Source organism: Cupriavidus sp. 10L43_2 (assembly GCF_056395265.1).
The window spans coordinates 167,468-182,682 of record NZ_JBFTJE010000007.1; the positions used below are offsets into that span (position 1 = coordinate 167,468).

The 15,215-nt window shown below is 65.9% G+C and carries 17 protein-coding genes; 11 read left to right on the top strand and 6 right to left on the bottom strand.

The genetic code is table 11. From position 1 onward, the window contains the following. Positions 1 to 13 precede the first annotated feature (13 nt). From AC1DEL_RS12880 to AC1DEL_RS12890, 3 genes are read right to left on the bottom strand one after another with little or no spacing between them, the layout of a single operon-like run. Positions 14 to 367, bottom strand: a complete 354-nt coding sequence (locus tag AC1DEL_RS12880; protein ID WP_441591739.1) for a DUF4212 domain-containing protein — start codon at positions 365 to 367, stop codon at positions 14 to 16. Continuing rightward, positions 364 to 1,950: a sensor histidine kinase gene (locus tag AC1DEL_RS12885; protein ID WP_441644815.1), complete on the bottom strand. Its 1,587-nt coding sequence runs from the start codon at positions 1,948 to 1,950 to the stop codon at positions 364 to 366. Before AC1DEL_RS12885 ends, AC1DEL_RS12880 begins: the two co-directional genes overlap by 4 nt. Positions 1,951 to 1,962: 12 nt before the next feature. Further along, positions 1,963 to 2,652: a response regulator gene (locus tag AC1DEL_RS12890; RefSeq protein WP_092291989.1), complete on the bottom strand. Its 690-nt coding sequence runs from the start codon at positions 2,650 to 2,652 to the stop codon at positions 1,963 to 1,965. Between the two features lie 235 nt (positions 2,653 to 2,887). On the opposite strand from AC1DEL_RS12890, the gene recA reads away from it, so the two are divergent. The 11 genes from recA to AC1DEL_RS12945 all read left to right on the top strand — a co-directional run bounded on the left by recA (position 2,888) and on the right by AC1DEL_RS12945 (position 13,375). Continuing rightward, a complete protein-coding gene (recA, locus tag AC1DEL_RS12895; protein WP_092291991.1) occupies positions 2,888 to 3,952 on the top strand; it encodes a recombinase RecA in 1,065 nt (354 codons plus the stop codon). An 84-nt stretch (positions 3,953 to 4,036) separates the two neighbouring features. Further along, complete coding sequence (gene recX / locus AC1DEL_RS12900) at positions 4,037 to 4,495, top strand: recombination regulator RecX (protein ID WP_441591743.1); 459 nt, start codon at positions 4,037 to 4,039, stop codon at positions 4,493 to 4,495. A 347-nt stretch (positions 4,496 to 4,842) separates the two neighbouring features. Next, positions 4,843 to 5,517, top strand: a complete 675-nt coding sequence (locus AC1DEL_RS12905; protein WP_092291995.1) for a DUF2889 domain-containing protein — start codon at positions 4,843 to 4,845, stop codon at positions 5,515 to 5,517. An 89-nt stretch (positions 5,518 to 5,606) separates the two neighbouring features. After that, complete coding sequence (gene sucC / locus AC1DEL_RS12910) at positions 5,607 to 6,773, top strand: ADP-forming succinate--CoA ligase subunit beta (RefSeq protein WP_092291997.1); 1,167 nt, start codon at positions 5,607 to 5,609, stop codon at positions 6,771 to 6,773. 84 nt (positions 6,774 to 6,857) lie between these two features. After that, the gene (gene sucD, locus AC1DEL_RS12915) at positions 6,858 to 7,739 is read left to right on the top strand and encodes a succinate--CoA ligase subunit alpha (protein ID WP_092291999.1); all 882 of its coding nucleotides are present in this window, start codon (positions 6,858 to 6,860) and stop codon (positions 7,737 to 7,739) included. A 280-nt stretch (positions 7,740 to 8,019) separates the two neighbouring features. Continuing rightward, positions 8,020 to 8,715, top strand: a complete 696-nt coding sequence (locus tag AC1DEL_RS12920) for a TerC family protein (protein WP_092292001.1) — start codon at positions 8,020 to 8,022, stop codon at positions 8,713 to 8,715. Between the two features lie 260 nt (positions 8,716 to 8,975). Beyond that, complete coding sequence (locus AC1DEL_RS12925) at positions 8,976 to 9,476, top strand: pilin (RefSeq protein ID WP_454756826.1); 501 nt, start codon at positions 8,976 to 8,978, stop codon at positions 9,474 to 9,476. 210 nt (positions 9,477 to 9,686) lie between these two features. Continuing rightward, entirely contained in the window at positions 9,687 to 10,214 is a 528-nt protein-coding gene (locus AC1DEL_RS12930) for a pilin (protein ID WP_441644813.1), read from the top strand. Between the two features lie 11 nt (positions 10,215 to 10,225). After that, on the top strand, positions 10,226 to 10,750 hold the full coding sequence (locus AC1DEL_RS12935) for a pilin (RefSeq protein ID WP_477125823.1): 525 nt from the start codon (positions 10,226 to 10,228) through the stop codon (positions 10,748 to 10,750). 232 nt (positions 10,751 to 10,982) lie between these two features. Next, positions 10,983 to 11,459 (top strand): pilin, encoded by a 477-nt coding sequence (locus AC1DEL_RS12940; protein WP_477125845.1) that lies wholly within the window; start codon positions 10,983 to 10,985, stop codon positions 11,457 to 11,459. Positions 11,460 to 11,590: 131 nt separating this feature from the next. Then, on the top strand, positions 11,591 to 13,375 hold the full coding sequence (locus AC1DEL_RS12945) for a Wzy polymerase domain-containing protein (RefSeq protein ID WP_477125824.1): 1,785 nt from the start codon (positions 11,591 to 11,593) through the stop codon (positions 13,373 to 13,375). Positions 13,376 to 13,402: 27 nt separating this feature from the next. Here AC1DEL_RS12945 and AC1DEL_RS12950 read toward each other — a convergent pair whose 3' ends face one another. The 3 genes from AC1DEL_RS12950 to moaC all read right to left on the bottom strand — a co-directional run bounded on the left by AC1DEL_RS12950 (position 13,403) and on the right by moaC (position 15,137). Beyond that, positions 13,403 to 13,927, bottom strand: coding sequence for a hypothetical protein (locus AC1DEL_RS12950; protein ID WP_092292011.1), 525 nt, complete (start codon positions 13,925 to 13,927; stop codon positions 13,403 to 13,405). Beyond that, positions 13,924 to 14,409 carry a hypothetical protein gene (locus AC1DEL_RS12955; RefSeq protein WP_092292013.1) on the bottom strand — a complete coding sequence of 162 codons (486 nt, stop codon included), beginning with the start codon at positions 14,407 to 14,409 and terminating at the stop codon, positions 13,924 to 13,926. The genes AC1DEL_RS12950 and AC1DEL_RS12955 overlap by 4 nt, the downstream gene beginning before the upstream one ends. A gap of 251 nt (positions 14,410 to 14,660) precedes the next feature. Further along, entirely contained in the window at positions 14,661 to 15,137 is a 477-nt protein-coding gene (gene moaC, locus AC1DEL_RS12960) for a cyclic pyranopterin monophosphate synthase MoaC (protein ID WP_441591752.1), read from the bottom strand. Positions 15,138 to 15,215 lie beyond the last annotated feature (78 nt).

Genomic DNA, 15,215 nt, shown 5'->3' on the forward strand with positions numbered 1-15,215 from the left:
GGCGGGAATCTTGCTATGCAGCATCGGCCCCGGCAGGGGCTTGCGGGGGAGGTGGGGTGACGTGCGGGACGGCTTCGGCCCCGGCCGGCGGGGCAGGGTGGCCGTCAGGTTCGAACTCGTGGTCGGCGCGGTTCATGCGCCAGGCGTAGAGCGCGGCCATCGCCACGTAGACGATCAGCGCCCCCTGGGCGCCCACCCAGAACGAGAAGGGCCAGCCGAAGAAGTCGAAGCGCAGCTCTCGCGCGTACCAGCTCACCACGAACGACACCACGAACCACACTACCAGCAGCGCGCCGATCCAGCGCCGGTTGTGGCGCCACGCGCGGCGCTCCTGCGGCGACATGCGGTCGCGCGGGGGCTTTCTCATGCCGGCTCCCCGGTGCCGGTGCCGTTGCCGTTCTGGGCGCGGCGCAGCGTCACGCGCAGCCGCGTGCCGGCCAGCCGGGGCGACGGCTGGTAAACGTGATCGTCGATGGCCACCTCGCCGCCATGCTGCTGCACGATCTCGCGCACGATGGCGAGGCCCAGCCCGCTGCCCTCGGTATTGGTGCCGAGCACGCGGTAGAAGCGCTCCATCACCCGTTCGCGCTCGGACGGGGCGATACCCGGCCCGGTGTCCTCCACATCGAGATAGGCGAACGGCTCGAACGGATCGGCGGCCACGCGCACGGTGGCATGGCCGCCGGACGGCGTGTAGCGGATCGCGTTGTCCAGCAGGTTGTTGAGCATCTCGGTCAGCATCAGGCGGTTGCCGGTGATGGTCACCGGGTGGTCGTCGGCTTCCAGCCCCAGGTCGATGCGGCGCGCCCACGCCTGCGGCAGCCAGTCCTTGACCACCTCACGCGCCAGCGCGGTTAGGTCCAGCGGCGCCATGCCGCCCGCGCCGGCCAGGTTCTCCATGCGCGCCAGCGAAAGCAGCTGCGTCACCAGGTGCGCGGTGCGTTCGGAACTGCCGGCGATCTGCGCCAGCGAGCGGCGCAATTCCTCGGGCGACTGCTCGCGCTGCGCCAGCTCGGCCTGCATGCGCAGCCCGGCCAGCGGCGTCTTCATCTGATGCGCGGCATCGGCGATAAAGCGCTTCTGCGTCTGCACGGACTGGTCCAGTCGCGCCAGCAGGTCATTGAACGATGCCACCAGCGGCGTGATCTCCTGCGGCGCGGCGGTCTCGTCGATGGGGCTCGTATCGCCGGGGTTGCGCGCCCGGATGCGCTGCTGGATCGCGGTCAGCGGCGCCAGCCCGCGCGTGAGGCCGAACCAGACCAGCACCACGGCCAGCGGCAGGATCACGAACTGCGGCAGGATCACGCCCTTGATGATTTCGTTGGCCAGCCGCGCGCGCTTGTCGAGCGTCTCGGCCACCTGCACCAGCACCGGCTGGGAGCCGGCGCTTTTCAGGTCGACATAGGTATAGGCCACGCGTACGTCGTTGCCGGCCACGCGGTCGTCGCGCAGGGACACCAGCCCGGCATGGCCCTGGTCCTCCTCGGACGGCAGCGGCAGATCGTGGTCGCCGGCCACGTACTCGCCGCGCTTGCCCACCACCTGGTAATAGATATTGTCGGTTTCGTCGGCCCGCAGGATCTCGCGCGCGGAGAGCGGCAGCTGCAGCGTCACGCGGCCGTTCACCTCGCGCACCTGCTGGGACAGCACGATGGCGCTGGCCTCCAGCGCGCGGTCGAACGGACCGTTGGCGATGGATTTGGCGACGAGGTAGGTGACCGCAATGCTCATCGGCCAGAGCAGCAGCAGCGGGGCGAGCATCCAGTCGAGGATCTCGCCGAACAGCGAGCGCGGGGAGGGATGGGCGGACGATTCTTCCAGGTGCGGCAGGGCGTCGGCCAGCGCGGCGTCCTCCGCCGCGGCGTCGGCCAGGGTCGGCAGGGGCGGCGGCGAGTTGGGCAGGGGGGGCAGGGCCGGCGGGCGGCCCCAGCGCAGTCTCAGCAGGCGCATGCCGCCCCCGGATCAGCCATGCGCCGCCATCACCGGCTGGAACTTCTCCAGGCAGTAACCCAGGCCGCGCACCGTGGCGATGCGGATGCCACCCACTTCGATCTTCTTGCGCAGCCGGTGCACATAGACCTCGATGGCGTTGTTGCTGACTTCCTCGCCCCACTCGCAGAGGTGGTCCACCAGTTGTTCCTTGGAAACCAGCCGCCCGCTGCGCGTGAGCAGGATCTCCAGCAGGCCGATCTCGCGTGCGGACAGGTCCAGCATCTGCTCGTTCAGGTAGGCGATGCGGCCGACCTGGTCGAAGGCCAGCGGCCCGTGGCGCATCAGCGTGGCGCCGCCGCCCGCGCCGCGCCGGACCAGCGCGCGCACGCGCGCCTCCAGCTCGGACAGCGCGAAGGGCTTGGCCATGTAGTCGTCGGCGCCCAGGTCCAGGCCCTTGACCCGCTCGTCCACGCCATCGGCGGCGGTCAGGATCAGCACCGGCAGCATCGCGCCGCGCGTGCGCAGGCGCTTGAGCACCTCCAGGCCGGGCATGCGGGGCAGGCCGAGGTCCAGGATCAGCAGGTCGAAATGCTGGGTCGACAGGGCCGAATCGGCTTCCACGCCGTTGGCGACGTGGTCGACGGCGTAGCCGGAATGCCGCAGCGAGCGCGTGAGCCCGTCTGCCAGCACGTCGTCATCTTCCGCAATCAGAATGCGCATGGTTGTCTCCACCCTGTTGCCAGCATCGCACGCCACGCGGTTGCGGAACCGGTGGGGCTTGCCAAGCATACTGTTTTTTTATACAGTACCCGACATTCCGCAGGCTGCCTTGTGGGCAGCCGGGTCGGGTCGCACGCCAGATCACTTTTCAGGCCGATTTCCGTCGGAAATCGCTTAAAAATCAGGCGTCGCGCCGCATGCGGCCTATTTATACACCATTGACTGAAGGACGACCATGGACGACAAGAAGGCCGGCGCCGGCGTGAGCGCTGAGAAGCAGAAGGCGCTTGCCGCCGCGCTCTCCCAGATCGAGAAGCAGTTCGGCAAGGGCTCGATCATGCGTCTGGGCGATGGCGAGATCGAAAAGGACATCGAAGTGGTGTCGACCGGCTCGCTGGGGCTCGATATCGCGCTGGGCGTCGGCGGCTTGCCGCGCGGCCGCGTGGTGGAGATCTATGGTCCGGAATCGTCGGGCAAGACCACGCTGACGCTGCAGGTGGTGGCCGAGATGCAGAAGCTGGGCGGCACCTGCGCCTTTATCGACGCGGAACACGCGCTGGACGTGAACTACGCCGGCAAGCTGGGCGTGAACGTGGGTGAACTGCTGATCTCCCAGCCGGACACCGGCGAGCAGGCCCTGGAAATTACCGACGCCCTGGTGCGCTCGGGCTCGATCGACCTGATCGTGATCGACTCGGTGGCCGCACTGGTGCCGAAGGCCGAAATCGAGGGCGAAATGGGCGATTCGCTGCCCGGCCTGCAGGCCCGCCTGATGAGCCAGGCGCTGCGCAAGCTGACCGGTACGATCAAGCGCACCAACTGCCTGGTGATCTTCATCAACCAGATTCGCATGAAGATCGGTGTGATGTTTGGTTCGCCTGAAACGACCACCGGCGGCAATGCGCTGAAGTTCTACGCCTCGGTGCGCCTGGACATCCGCCGCATCGGCTCGATCAAGAAGGGCGACGACGTCATCGGCAACGAGACCAAGGTCAAGGTGGTGAAGAACAAGGTGTCGCCGCCGTTCCGCGAGGCATTCTTCGACATCCTCTACGGCCAGGGCATTTCCCGTCAGGGCGAGATCATCGACCTCGGCGTGGATGCCAAGATCGTCGAGAAGTCGGGCGCGTGGTACAGCTACAACGGCGAAAAGATCGGCCAGGGCAAGGACAACGCGCGCGAATACCTGCGCGAGAACCCTGACATCGCCGCTGAGATCGAGAACAAGGTCCGTGCGGCGCTGGGCGTGGTGGCGATGAACGCCGCTGTCGTCAGCGCGCCGGCCGAAATCGAAGGCTGAGGCGGAGCTTTCTCCGCCCCTCGGAAGCCGTCGCAGATCGTGCGGCGGCTTTTTTTATTGGTACTGCACTGTCGATGACCCCTGATGGCTGGCTCCCGCCCCCCGCTCTCGCTGAAGGCCCGCGCCGTTGGCTACCTGTCGCGCCGCGAGCACAGCCGCGCCGAACTGCGGCGCAAGCTGGCGCCGCACGCCGAGACGCCCGAGGAGGTGGATACCCTGCTCGACGCGCTCGAGCGCGAGAACTGGCTCTCCAACGACCGCTTCGTCGATAGCCTGGTCCATCGCCGCGCCAGCCGCTATGGCGCCGCCCGGGTGATGCAGGAGGCCAAGACCCATCAGCTCGGCAATGAACAACTGCATGACCTCCAGGACCGCCTGCGGGACACCGAGGTCGAGCGGGCCCGGGAGGTCTGGCGCAAGCGCTTCGGCACCGCCCCGGATTCTCCGGAGGCCAAGGCCAAGCAGATCCGCTTCATGGTCGCGCGCGGCTTCTCGCGCGCCGTGGTCGGCAAGATCATCCGCGGCGCGGAAGATGACGAGTGAGATGGCAACAACGTGTCGATTACGCCACGTAGACCACTGTATACCTGCGTGCGCAATAGGGATTTTGTGATCCGGCGCCTAACGTTGCGGCGCCGCACCACCGACCGTGCCGCCGGATACGATGGCCGCCCGCCAGCCCTTGTCGCGCCGTGGTTCGGCGTTGTCACCGGCGCAACAATTCGCCCCCGACATTCCGTATCGCAGGATGTTCCCGGTCAAAGCGGCGCGGCATGTTAAACTCTCCCGGTTTTCCGGCCTTGGCGGCCGTGCGGCTGTCGGCCGTCCCGCCCCGGCCGTGACGTTTGCCCCCGGTCACACCTCAACATCCCGCGTCAGCCCCAGCTGTCATGCCACTTTCCCCGCCTGCCAACCGCACCTTGCGTCATCGCCGTGCCATCACGGCGGAAGCGTATGCGCGGGAAGACGGTCTGTGGGACATCGAGGCCCGCCTTACCGACACCAAGCCACGTGACATCGAACTCGCCGGCGGCGGCATTCGCCCCATCGGCCAGCCGCTGCACGACCTCTGGCTGCGCGTGACGATCGACCTCCGCATGAACGTGGTGGATGCTGAAGCCTGCTCAGACTGGGTGCCGTATCCGACGCATTGCGACACGATCGGCCCGGCCTACCGGAAGCTGATCGGCCTGAACCTGACAAAGGGCTTCCGCAAGGCGGTGCGCGAGCGGCTGTCCGGCGTGTCCGGCTGCACCCACCTGACGGAGCTGGCCGGCGTGCTGCCGACCGCCGCCATCCAGGCGTTTGCCGGCGATGTCTTCAATGTGCGCGACGGCGCCACCGTCAACGATCCGAATCCCGAACCGCCTTACCAGCTCCATGGATGCCACGCGCTCCATTTCGAGGGCGAGGTGGTTCGCCAGTTTTACCCGCGCTGGTATGGCTACCAGCCGGCACCGAAGGCCGGCGCTGCGGCGTCATCGTCCCAGACCGCGTCACGCGTCGATGCTCCGGCATCGGGCGACGACACCCTGGCCCACCGGCCCAACGGAACCTCGGGCTGACCGTCACGGTCCGCCCACAGGAACAGCGAGAGACGAATCGTCTCCCCCATTTTTCCCATCCCTTTACGCCTACCCGAAAGGAAACACGCATGAATATCCATGAGTATCAAGGCAAGGAAATCCTGCGCAAATACAATGTGCCGGTTCCGCGCGGCATCCCGGCTTTCTCGGTTGAAGAAGCCCTGAAGGCGGCTGAGCAGCTCGGCGGTCCGGTGTGGGTCGTCAAGGCACAGATCCACGCAGGCGGCCGCGGCAAGGGCGGCGGCGTGAAGGTGGCCAAGAGCATCGAGGACGTCAAGACCTACGCCACCAACATCCTGGGCATGCAACTGGTGACGCACCAGACCGGTCCGGAAGGCAAGAAGGTCAACCGCCTGCTGGTCGAAGAAGGCGCTGACATCAAGAAGGAACTGTACGTGTCGCTGGTGGTGGACCGTGTCTCGCAAAAGGTGGCCCTGATGGCCTCCAGCGAAGGCGGCATGGACATCGAGGAAGTGGCCGCGCACAGCCCGGAAAAGATCCACACGCTGATCGTGGACCCGGCCGTGGGCCTGCAGGACGCCGAAGCCGACGACATCGCCCGCAAGATCGGCGTGCCGGACGCCAGCGTGCCGCAAGCGCGCCAGGCACTGCAAGGCCTGTACAAGGCGTTCTGGGAAACCGACGCTTCGCTGGCCGAAATCAACCCGCTGATCCTGACCGGCGACGGCAAGGTGATCGCTCTGGACGCCAAGTTCAACTTCGACTCCAACGCGATGTTCCGTCACCCGGAAATCGTGGCCTACCGTGACCTGGACGAAGAAGACGCCAACGAAATCGAGGCCTCGAAGTTCGACCTGGCCTACATCTCGCTGGACGGCAACATCGGCTGCCTGGTGAACGGCGCCGGCCTGGCCATGGCCACCATGGACACCATCAAGCTGTTCGGCGGCGAGCCGGCCAACTTCCTGGACGTGGGCGGCGGTGCCACCACCGAGAAGGTGACCGAAGCCTTCAAGCTGATGCTGAGCAACCCGAACGTGGAGGCCATCCTGGTCAACATCTTCGGCGGCATCATGCGCTGCGACGTGATCGCCGAAGGCGTGATCTCCGCTTCGAAGGCTGTGCAGCTGGGCGTGCCGCTGGTCGTCCGCATGAAGGGCACCAACGAAGACCTGGGCAAGAAGATGCTGGCCGAGTCGGGCCTGCCGATCATCTCGGCGGACACGATGGAAGAAGCCGCCCAGAAGGTTGTGGCCGCTGCCGCTGGCAAGTAAGCCGAAGCCGATACGCCAACAAATGCAAGCGCGCGGTGCGCAGGCCCTGCCCGCGCCGCGCGACGCCAAGCAAAGGATTACAGCATGTCGATTCTGATTAACAAAGATACCAAGGTCATCACCCAGGGGATTACCGGCAAGACCGGCCAGTTCCACACCCGTGGCTGCCGCGACTACGCGAACGGCAAGAACGCCTATGTGGCGGGCGTGAACCCGAAGAAGGCCGGTGAGGATTTCGAGGGCATTCCCATCTACGCGAGCGTGAAGGACGCCAAGCAGGCGACCGGCGCGACCGTGTCGGTGATCTACGTGCCGCCCGCCGGCGCTGCCGCCGCCATCTGGGAAGCCGTTGACGCCGATCTGGACCTCGTGGTCTGCATCACCGAAGGCATTCCCGTCCGCGACATGATGGAAGTCAAGGACAAGATGCGTAAGCAGAACAAGAAGACCCTGCTGCTGGGTCCGAACTGCCCGGGCCTGATCACGCCGGACGAGATCAAGATCGGCATCATGCCGGGTCACATCCACCGCAAGGGCCGCATCGGCGTGGTGTCGCGCTCGGGCACGCTGACGTACGAAGCCGTGGGCCAGCTGACCGCGCTGGGCCTGGGCCAGTCGTCGGCCGTGGGCATTGGTGGCGACCCCATCAACGGCCTGAAGCACATCGACGTGATGAAGATGTTCAACGACGATCCTGACACCGACGCCGTGGTCATGATCGGTGAGATCGGCGGCCCGGACGAGGCCAACGCCGCGCACTGGATCAAGGACAACATGAAGAAGCCGGTGGTTGGCTTCATCGCTGGTGTGACGGCGCCCCCGGGCAAGCGCATGGGCCACGCCGGCGCGCTGATCTCGGGTGGTGCGGACACCGCCCAGGCCAAGCTGGAAATCATGGAAGCCTGCGGTATCACGGTGACCAAGAACCCGTCGGAGATGGCCCGCCTGCTGAAGGCGATGCTGTAAATCATGCGTCACTTCCCGCGCCATGGCGTGCCGATTCGGGCGCCTGGCGTGTGGTGATTGCATCGCATTGCCCCCGCTCGCCCGGGGGCAATGTCATTCTGGCGAGACGCTGACCTAGGGTATTTCCCGAGCCGCCTGCCGGAAGGTTGAAACCGAATCGTAAGGTTCGTGCGATACATCTCCATGTCTGTAAGTTCAGACATCCAAAAGTTCGCAGTGGCGCCGCCTGCCGGGCGGTCGGCGAACGTGGAATAAACCTAGAAATTCGAGGAGTCTTGCCGTGGAATTGCTGTCGAGCAGCGCATTTTGGATTGCGCTGGGATCCATCATCCTGACCAATATCGTGCTGTCCGGCGACAACGCCGTGGTGATCGCGCTCGCCTCGCGCAATCTGCCGCCGGCCCAGCAGAAGAAAGCCATTTTCTGGGGCAGCGCCGCCGCCATCATCATGCGCGTGGTGCTGACCGTGGCCGCCGTGAAGCTGCTGACGCTGCCGTACCTGAAGATCGTCGGCGCCATCCTGCTGGTCTACATCGGCGTGCAACTGCTGACCGGTGATGACGGCGAGGAAGGCCACGACGCCAAGGACAACATCTGGCAAGCCATCCGCACCATCCTGATTGCCGACCTGGTGATGTCGCTGGACAACGTGGTGGCCGTGGCCGCCGCCGCCCAGAAGGGCCCCGAAGGCAGCCAGCTGATGCTGCTGGTGCTGGGCCTGGGCCTGTCGATTCCGCTGATTGTGTTCGGCAGCACCATCCTGCTGAAGGTGATGGAGCGCTTCCCGCTCATCATCGTGCTGGGCGCCGCGCTGCTGGGCTACCTGGCCGGCGAGATGCTGGTGAGCGACCCCGTGGATGCAGAGTGGTTCCAGGTGCATGTGCCGCACGCCCATCTGGTGTTTGGCTTGGTCGGGGCCGTGCTGGTGGTGCTGGTGGGCAAGCTGCTCAAGCGCCGGAGCGCGCAGGTGGCCTGACGCCTCTGCATTGCAGTCTCGTCATGCCTGAAACGGGCGGCCGATCTGGCCGCCCGTTTTTCTTTGGTGGCGCCGCTACAACAGGGCGCTGTGGGCGCCCGCGCCACGAATTCCTGTGGATTTCCAAGCAATTCCCACAAGCCTGTGGGAATTGTCGGAGATCAATCGGAGTAGGGGGCTGACCTCCCGATCATGGGTGCCGTGCCGGTGCGCAACGCCGCGCGGCACGGACATCAACCATCACCATGAAAAGGGTCAATATGCAACGTAAGCCTTCCGCACGCCGCCATCGCGGCTTCACGCTGATCGAACTGATGATCGTGGTGGCGATCATCGGCATCCTCGCCGGGGTCGCCATTCCACAGTATCAGGACTACGTGGCGCGCTCGCAGTTCGCCGAGGGACTGAGCCTGGCGTCGGGGCAGAAGCCGGCGGTGATCGAAACGTTCTCGTACGGCGGCACCTGCCCCAGCAACGCCAGCGGGGCGGCGGACGGGATTCCGCTGGCGACCAGCATTGCCGGGACGTACATCAAGAGCGTGGTCACGGGCGGCACGCCCACGGCGGCGGGCGGCTGCACCATCGTCGCCAACTTCAAGGACGCTGGCATCGCCAAGGGGCTGGTCGGCAAGTCCCTGACGCTGCGCATGACCGGCGCGGACCAGGGTGCCGTGGCGTGGCAGTGCGAATCGGGCGCTGAACGGAAGTACCTGCCCAAGGCGTGCAGCCACGTGGCGGCGGCTGCGGCGGCGCCGGCCTGATCTGATGACGGCGGCTGACCGGGGGTGGGACCGCTCCCAGCCTCGGTCAGCATCGAAAAAATCGGGCCGAAATGCGCCATTTATGGTGCATTTCCATCAGAGTGAATCAACGTCCGGCGGCTTGCGCGCGATCAAATTCATGGCGCGCAGCCCGCCACAGCATACGACCCCAGTCATCGCGTCGATGACGACAACCAGAAAGGGGGTCCTATGCAACACACCAACACTTATCCACGGCGGTCTGGCCGTCTTGTGCGCCGGACCATGCGCGCCGGCTTCACGCTGATCGAACTGATGATCGTTGTGGCGATCATCGGCATCCTGGCCAGCCTTGCCATTCCGCAGTACCGCGACTACGTGGCGCGGGCCCAGTTCGCCGAGGCGCTGACGCTGGCGTCGGGCCTGAAGACGTCGCTGGTGGAGGCGTACGTCAGCTCCGGGTCGTGCCCGGACAACAAGACGGCCAATAACTCCGGCCTGCCGCTGAGTTCGACGATCAATGGCCGCTATGTGGCATCGGTGGAAACCAAGGCCAATGGCGTGGTGGGCGACTCTGGCGGTTGCGTGATCACGGCCCGGTTCCGGAGTGACGTCTCGCAGGCGCTGGCCGGCAAGCATGTGGAGTTGGAACTGAAGGGCTCCGAGGGCTCGTTCACCTGGGATTGCTTCTCCAACGTGGACCACAAGCTGATGCCGAAGTCCTGCAGCGTGAGGGGATCGAGTTCCACCTCGGCCTGAGGCGGTGCGCCATGGATCGCCGCAAGCGCCTTCCACGGCGGGCGGGCTTTTCGCTGATCGAGCTGATGATCGTGGTGGCGATCATCGGCATCCTGGCCAGCCTCGCCATGCCGCAGTACCGCGCCTATGTGGCGCGGGCCCAGTTTGCCGAGGGGCTGTACCTGCTGGGTGGGTTGAAGGTCTCGGTGCTGGAGACCTATGTCTTGTCCTCTCAATGTCCTGACAACACCGGGGAGAACGATACCGCTTTGCCGCCCGCTGAAACCATAAACGGAAAGTACGTGGAGCGCGTGGTGGCCCAGCGCATGGGCCAGGTCTCAGACGGCGGCGGGTGCTTTCTCCGGGCGTACTTCCGGGAGGATGCGTCGCCGCTGTTGCGGGGCAAGTTCGTGGAGTTGGAGTTGAGCGGGACGGGCAAGCCGTCCGACGGCTACTCTGGCGGCGGTGCGGCCTCCTGGGACTGTTATTCGAACGCGCGCGAAAATGTGCGTCCAACGGCATGTCGATATCGGTGGGGGTACACGCCAGAGGCATAGCCCGTCCCGCCCGCCTCAAAGTGCAAAACTTTGGCAGTCCCGTAGACACAAAATGTGACAAATTTTGTTGATTGGCCGTCCCTTGGAATCGTAGATCGGCCAAATTTTGTCACTCCCGCATGAGATTATCGGCATTTGCTGGCCTGGCACGCTCCCTGCTTTAGGGGTAATGCATCACATGCAAGCAGATGTTTCTTTCTGTAACGAAAATCTCATCGAGGGGTCAATCCTTATGCAACGGGTACAACAAATCAAAAAACTGGGTCGCCAAGCCCAAAAGGGTTTCACGCTGATCGAACTGATGATCGTGGTTGCGATCATCGGTATCCTGGCTGCTATCGCGATTCCGCAGTATCAGGATTACACGGCGCGTACACAGGTCGCACGTGCAGTCAGCGAAATGGGCGCGTACAAGACGGCATTCGAAGACCGTCTGAGCAACGGCGCCGCGGTTGCTGCCGTGGAGGACATTGGTTTTGTTTCGTCCAATCTCTACGCCAATCCGGGGGTGCCCGCTAATGTGAACACGGGCGCCTTCATTTGGACCGCTACGCTGGGCAATAATGCGAGCCCGTCCGTGGCCGGGGCAACGGTCAACTGGCAACGCCTGGATACGGGTACGTGGCGCTGCTACGTGACGGCCGGCACCGGCGCTGGCTGGAAGGCTTCGTACGCACCGGCAGGTTGCCCGATTGGCGTCGCGACCTAATTCCAAGTACTCAGCGAGCCTTTCCCTCGCCTGATGCTGATGTCTGAAAAAGCGCCTTCGGGCGCTTTTTCTTTTCCTGCTTCCCCAAGCCGCCACGCTATCATGGCGCCTTTCCTTCCCCTCGCGCCCGCATGCCGCCATCCAGGGCTTTGCTTCCGGGGTCGGCGATTGTCGCCGCCTTTACCCTCCCGCTGCTGGTCTCTAAGCACACGCTTCCGCTCGCCACCTTCTATGGCGAATGGACGGCCGGGGTGCTCGGTGTTGCGTTGGTCTGCCTGCTGGCCTTTCGGCGCTCGGCGGACACCCCCCAAGTCCCTTGGATCGTCCTGCTGCCGCTCTGGCTGATTCTGACGACGCTCGTCCAGTCTGCCGCCGGCATGGCCGATATCACGGGCAGCCGCTTCACCACCCAGATCGTCCTCGCCCTCGGCGCGGCCATGATGGTCGCCGCGTGGCGTCTCGGGCAGGGGTTTTCCACCGAGGAACGGGCCGAGATTGTCGATGCCCTCGCCATTACCTTCCTCGTCGCCGGGCTGCTCGGCACGTTGGCCCAGTGGATCCAGGTCTTCCATATGGAAGACCAGATGTTCGGCCTTGTTTCGGAATATTTCTACGACACCAACCGCCGGCTGTGGGGCAACCTGAACCAGCCCAACCATCAGGCGACGATCCACGGTTTTGGCCTCGTTGCCGCGATCTGGCTGGCACGGCGGGCGCGGCTCGGGTTTGCGGCGTGGCTGGCCGCCGTGCTGCTGCTCGAGTCGGGCATCGCGCTGACCGGCTCGCGCACCGGTCTTGTCCACGTTGGGCTGGCCGCCATCTACGCCCTGATCGCCGCCGCCATGGTGCGCGGCGCCCGGCGCGGGCCGAATCCGATGGCGCGCCCGCCCGGTTTGGTGCTCGCTGCCGTGCTGTTGGTCGTCGGCATCGTGGTGCTGCAGCCGGTCATCAAGAGCGCCGGGCAGGCATTCGATTGGCGATTGTTCGATACCGTCGCGCAACTGAAGGCCGGCGATCAGGTCTCGGCACGCGGCGCGCTGTGGGCGCATGCCATCGCCATGTTCCGATCGCATCCGCTGCTCGGCGTGGGTTACGGGGAGTTCGGCTGGGCGCAGTTCCAGCAGATGTCGCAACTGCGCGTGACGGCCGAGATGTCCCTGCACGCCCACAACGCCGTGCTCGATCTGCTGGCAAAGACCGGCTTGATGGGGACGGCGGGCGTCGGGGTGCTGCTGCTGGCGTGGCTGTGGCGCGTGGTGCGTCACCGCCTGTGGCGCGCGGCGTCGGCGGAGCGGCCGCAGACCGTGGTGATCCTGCTCTGGCTGGCGATGGTCGGCGCGCATTCGATGCTCGAATACCCGCTCCATTACCTCTACTTCTTCCTGCCGTTCTGCTTCCTGCTGGGATGGCTGGAGCCGTCCGGCTTCGGCAAACTGCGCCTCCCCAAGCCGGCGGCGATGGGCATCGGCATCGCCTTCGTCGCGCTCTCGGCCATCATCCTGACCACGCTCTGGCAGGACTACCGTCGCGTGGAGGCGCGCGAGTATGCGAGCGATGAACGGCGCGATGGCCTGCCGATGCCGCGCCACTGGTTCCGCCAGCACGCCGCCTCGGAAGCCGTCGAGCGGACTGTCATCACCGCCCAGAATGCCGTTGAATTGCTACCCGCGCACCTCGACGCGCTGCACCTGCTGCCCACCCCGAACCTGATCGGCCGCACCGCGTGGCTGCTGGCGCTGACCGGCCAGCCGGAGCGCGCGCGGCTGTGGATGGATCGCCTGCGCTATTACTATCAGGGCGACGAAGCCGCGCAGTTCAACACGCTGGACAACGCCTGTGAGGAAATGGCCGACGCGCACCGTCCGCGCGACTTCTGCGCCTGGGTGCGCGTACGCGCCCGGCAGGGCCACGGCTGAGCCGAAACCCAGCCAGGGCCGAAGCCGTCAGCGCACGTAACCGGGCGGCGGGGGCGGAGGATAGTAGGGCTGGTAGTTCGACGGCGGCGCCGCGTAGCTGGTGGCGCGCGGCGTGGACACCATCTGCCCGTAGACCGGCACGCGGTTGCCGCTGGCGTACATGCACTGGACGTAGGCGGCGTCGTACTGCCGTTGCGAGCCATATCCCGCGTTATACGAGTTCCCGGCCCCCACGGCGGCGCCAGTGAGCAGGCCCACGCCGGCGCCGATGGCCGCGCCCGAACCGCCGTCGAAGGCCGCCCCGGCCGCTGCGCCGAGTGCCGTGCCGATGGCCGCGCTGCCCACGGCGGCCGTGTTCGATGCCTGCTGGGCGCTTACGCCGCCCACCTGACCGAATGCGAACTGGCGGCAGTTGTAGTCATCCCCACGGAATTGGTCGAAGGTCTTGCCGGTGCCCGGCAGCGCCATCACGCTCGGGCCGGACGGCATGACCGCGCAGGCGCCAAGGCCCAGCGTGCCCGCCAGCAACAGGGGAAGGATGCGCGGATTCATGACGTCGCTCCCGGAACACGGCCCTGCGGCGTGGTGGACGAAGACGGCGTCGGCGGCACCCGCTGCCAGCCGGTGGGACACTCGCGGACGTACGGGTAGAAGCCCTCGGGCGAATCGCAGTGGTACCACCAGGCGTTGGGCGAGTCATTCGGCGCGCCGCTGGCCGATGGCGCGGGCACTGGATTGCCATCCGCGCCCTGTTCGATGTACTGCGGCGGATTCGGCGCCGGCACCGCGACGACGGCGGGCGGATAGTAGCCGGGCCCGTAGTAGGGGCCATAGGCATAGGGTCCCCAACCGGGCCCCCAGCCTGGACCCCAGCCGGGTCCCCATCCTCCCCAGCCCGGTCCCACGTAGACGCCCACGCCGACGCGCGCGCGCCCCCCGTGGTAGTGGCCGCCGGCCATGGCCGACGTGCTGACAGCGGCCGAGGCCACCGCCGCGAAAGCCAGGGCGATCTGGCAAAGCTTGCGCCCGTTCATGATGTGTACCCCTACCCAATGTGCTGCATGCGTGCCGGCGACATCCCGAAAGCGGCGTTTCCGGCGTTGTGACCTGTTACCTAACCCTCAACGCTCGACCCGCCCGATCCGTGGACGGGCGGCGCCGGGCCTTGCTGGTAATTCAATACCAATTTTCCGGAAGTGGCGCCGGCGCGGGGGGCTTGGAAATGCGGCGTTACCTTTATTACGGGCGGGACAACGGGGGACAACGGGAGACACGGGGCGACAAATCAGCCCGCCACCCAATCCCCCGACTTCCCGCCATGCTTTTCCAGCAGCTTCACGTTGCCCATCACCATCCCCCGGTCCACCGCCTTGCACATGTCATAGATGGTCAGCAGGGCCACCTGCACGCCGGTCAGCGCCTCCATCTCCACCCCGGTCTGGCCGTGGGTTTCGGTGCGTACCACGCAGGCGATGGTGGAACTCGGTTCGTCCAGCGCGAAATCGACCGCCACCTTGGTCAGGCCGATGGGATGGCAGAGGGGGATCAGGTCGGAGGTGCGCTTGGTCGCCATGATCGCGGCCACCCGGGCGATGCCGAGCACGTCGCCCTTCTTGGCGGTGCCGTCGCGCACCAGCGCGAAGGTATCCGGCTGCATGGTGATGGTGCCGGTGGCCACCGCCACGCGATGGGTGCTGGCCTTGTTGCCGACATCGACCATATGGGCTTGTCCGGCGGCGTCGAAGTGGGTGAGTTGGCTCATGGCGTCAGAATTCGAGGGATGAAATAGCGCCCGTCGCAATCCGGAGAAACAACGCGGGGCAAGGGGTCTGCCGGATTG

Excerpts from the sequence above, each read along its gene's own strand:
- AC1DEL_RS12890 (WP_092291989.1), bottom strand. The coding sequence starts at position 2,652 with ATGCGCATTCTGATTGCGGAAGATGACGACGTGCTGGCAGACGGGCTC.
- AC1DEL_RS12925 (WP_454756826.1), top strand. The coding sequence starts at position 8,976 with ATGCAACGTAAGCCTTCCGCACGCCGCCATCGCGGCTTCACGCTGATC.
- AC1DEL_RS12945 (WP_477125824.1), top strand. The coding sequence starts at position 11,591 with ATGCCGCCATCCAGGGCTTTGCTTCCGGGGTCGGCGATTGTCGCCGCC.
- AC1DEL_RS12905 (WP_092291995.1), top strand. The coding sequence starts at position 4,843 with ATGCCACTTTCCCCGCCTGCCAACCGCACCTTGCGTCATCGCCGTGCC.
- recX (WP_441591743.1), top strand. The coding sequence starts at position 4,037 with ATGGCTGGCTCCCGCCCCCCGCTCTCGCTGAAGGCCCGCGCCGTTGGC.
- AC1DEL_RS12880 (WP_441591739.1), bottom strand. The coding sequence starts at position 367 with ATGAGAAAGCCCCCGCGCGACCGCATGTCGCCGCAGGAGCGCCGCGCG.
- AC1DEL_RS12940 (WP_477125845.1), top strand. The coding sequence starts at position 10,983 with ATGCAACGGGTACAACAAATCAAAAAACTGGGTCGCCAAGCCCAAAAG.
- AC1DEL_RS12955 (WP_092292013.1), bottom strand. The coding sequence starts at position 14,409 with ATGAACGGGCGCAAGCTTTGCCAGATCGCCCTGGCTTTCGCGGCGGTG.
- AC1DEL_RS12935 (WP_477125823.1), top strand. The coding sequence starts at position 10,226 with ATGGATCGCCGCAAGCGCCTTCCACGGCGGGCGGGCTTTTCGCTGATC.
- sucD (WP_092291999.1), top strand. The coding sequence starts at position 6,858 with ATGTCGATTCTGATTAACAAAGATACCAAGGTCATCACCCAGGGGATT.
- moaC (WP_441591752.1), bottom strand. The coding sequence starts at position 15,137 with ATGAGCCAACTCACCCACTTCGACGCCGCCGGACAAGCCCATATGGTC.
- AC1DEL_RS12885 (WP_441644815.1), bottom strand. The coding sequence starts at position 1,950 with ATGCGCCTGCTGAGACTGCGCTGGGGCCGCCCGCCGGCCCTGCCCCCC.
- recA (WP_092291991.1), top strand. The coding sequence starts at position 2,888 with ATGGACGACAAGAAGGCCGGCGCCGGCGTGAGCGCTGAGAAGCAGAAG.
- AC1DEL_RS12950 (WP_092292011.1), bottom strand. The coding sequence starts at position 13,927 with ATGAATCCGCGCATCCTTCCCCTGTTGCTGGCGGGCACGCTGGGCCTT.
- sucC (WP_092291997.1), top strand. The coding sequence starts at position 5,607 with ATGAATATCCATGAGTATCAAGGCAAGGAAATCCTGCGCAAATACAAT.
- AC1DEL_RS12930 (WP_441644813.1), top strand. The coding sequence starts at position 9,687 with ATGCAACACACCAACACTTATCCACGGCGGTCTGGCCGTCTTGTGCGC.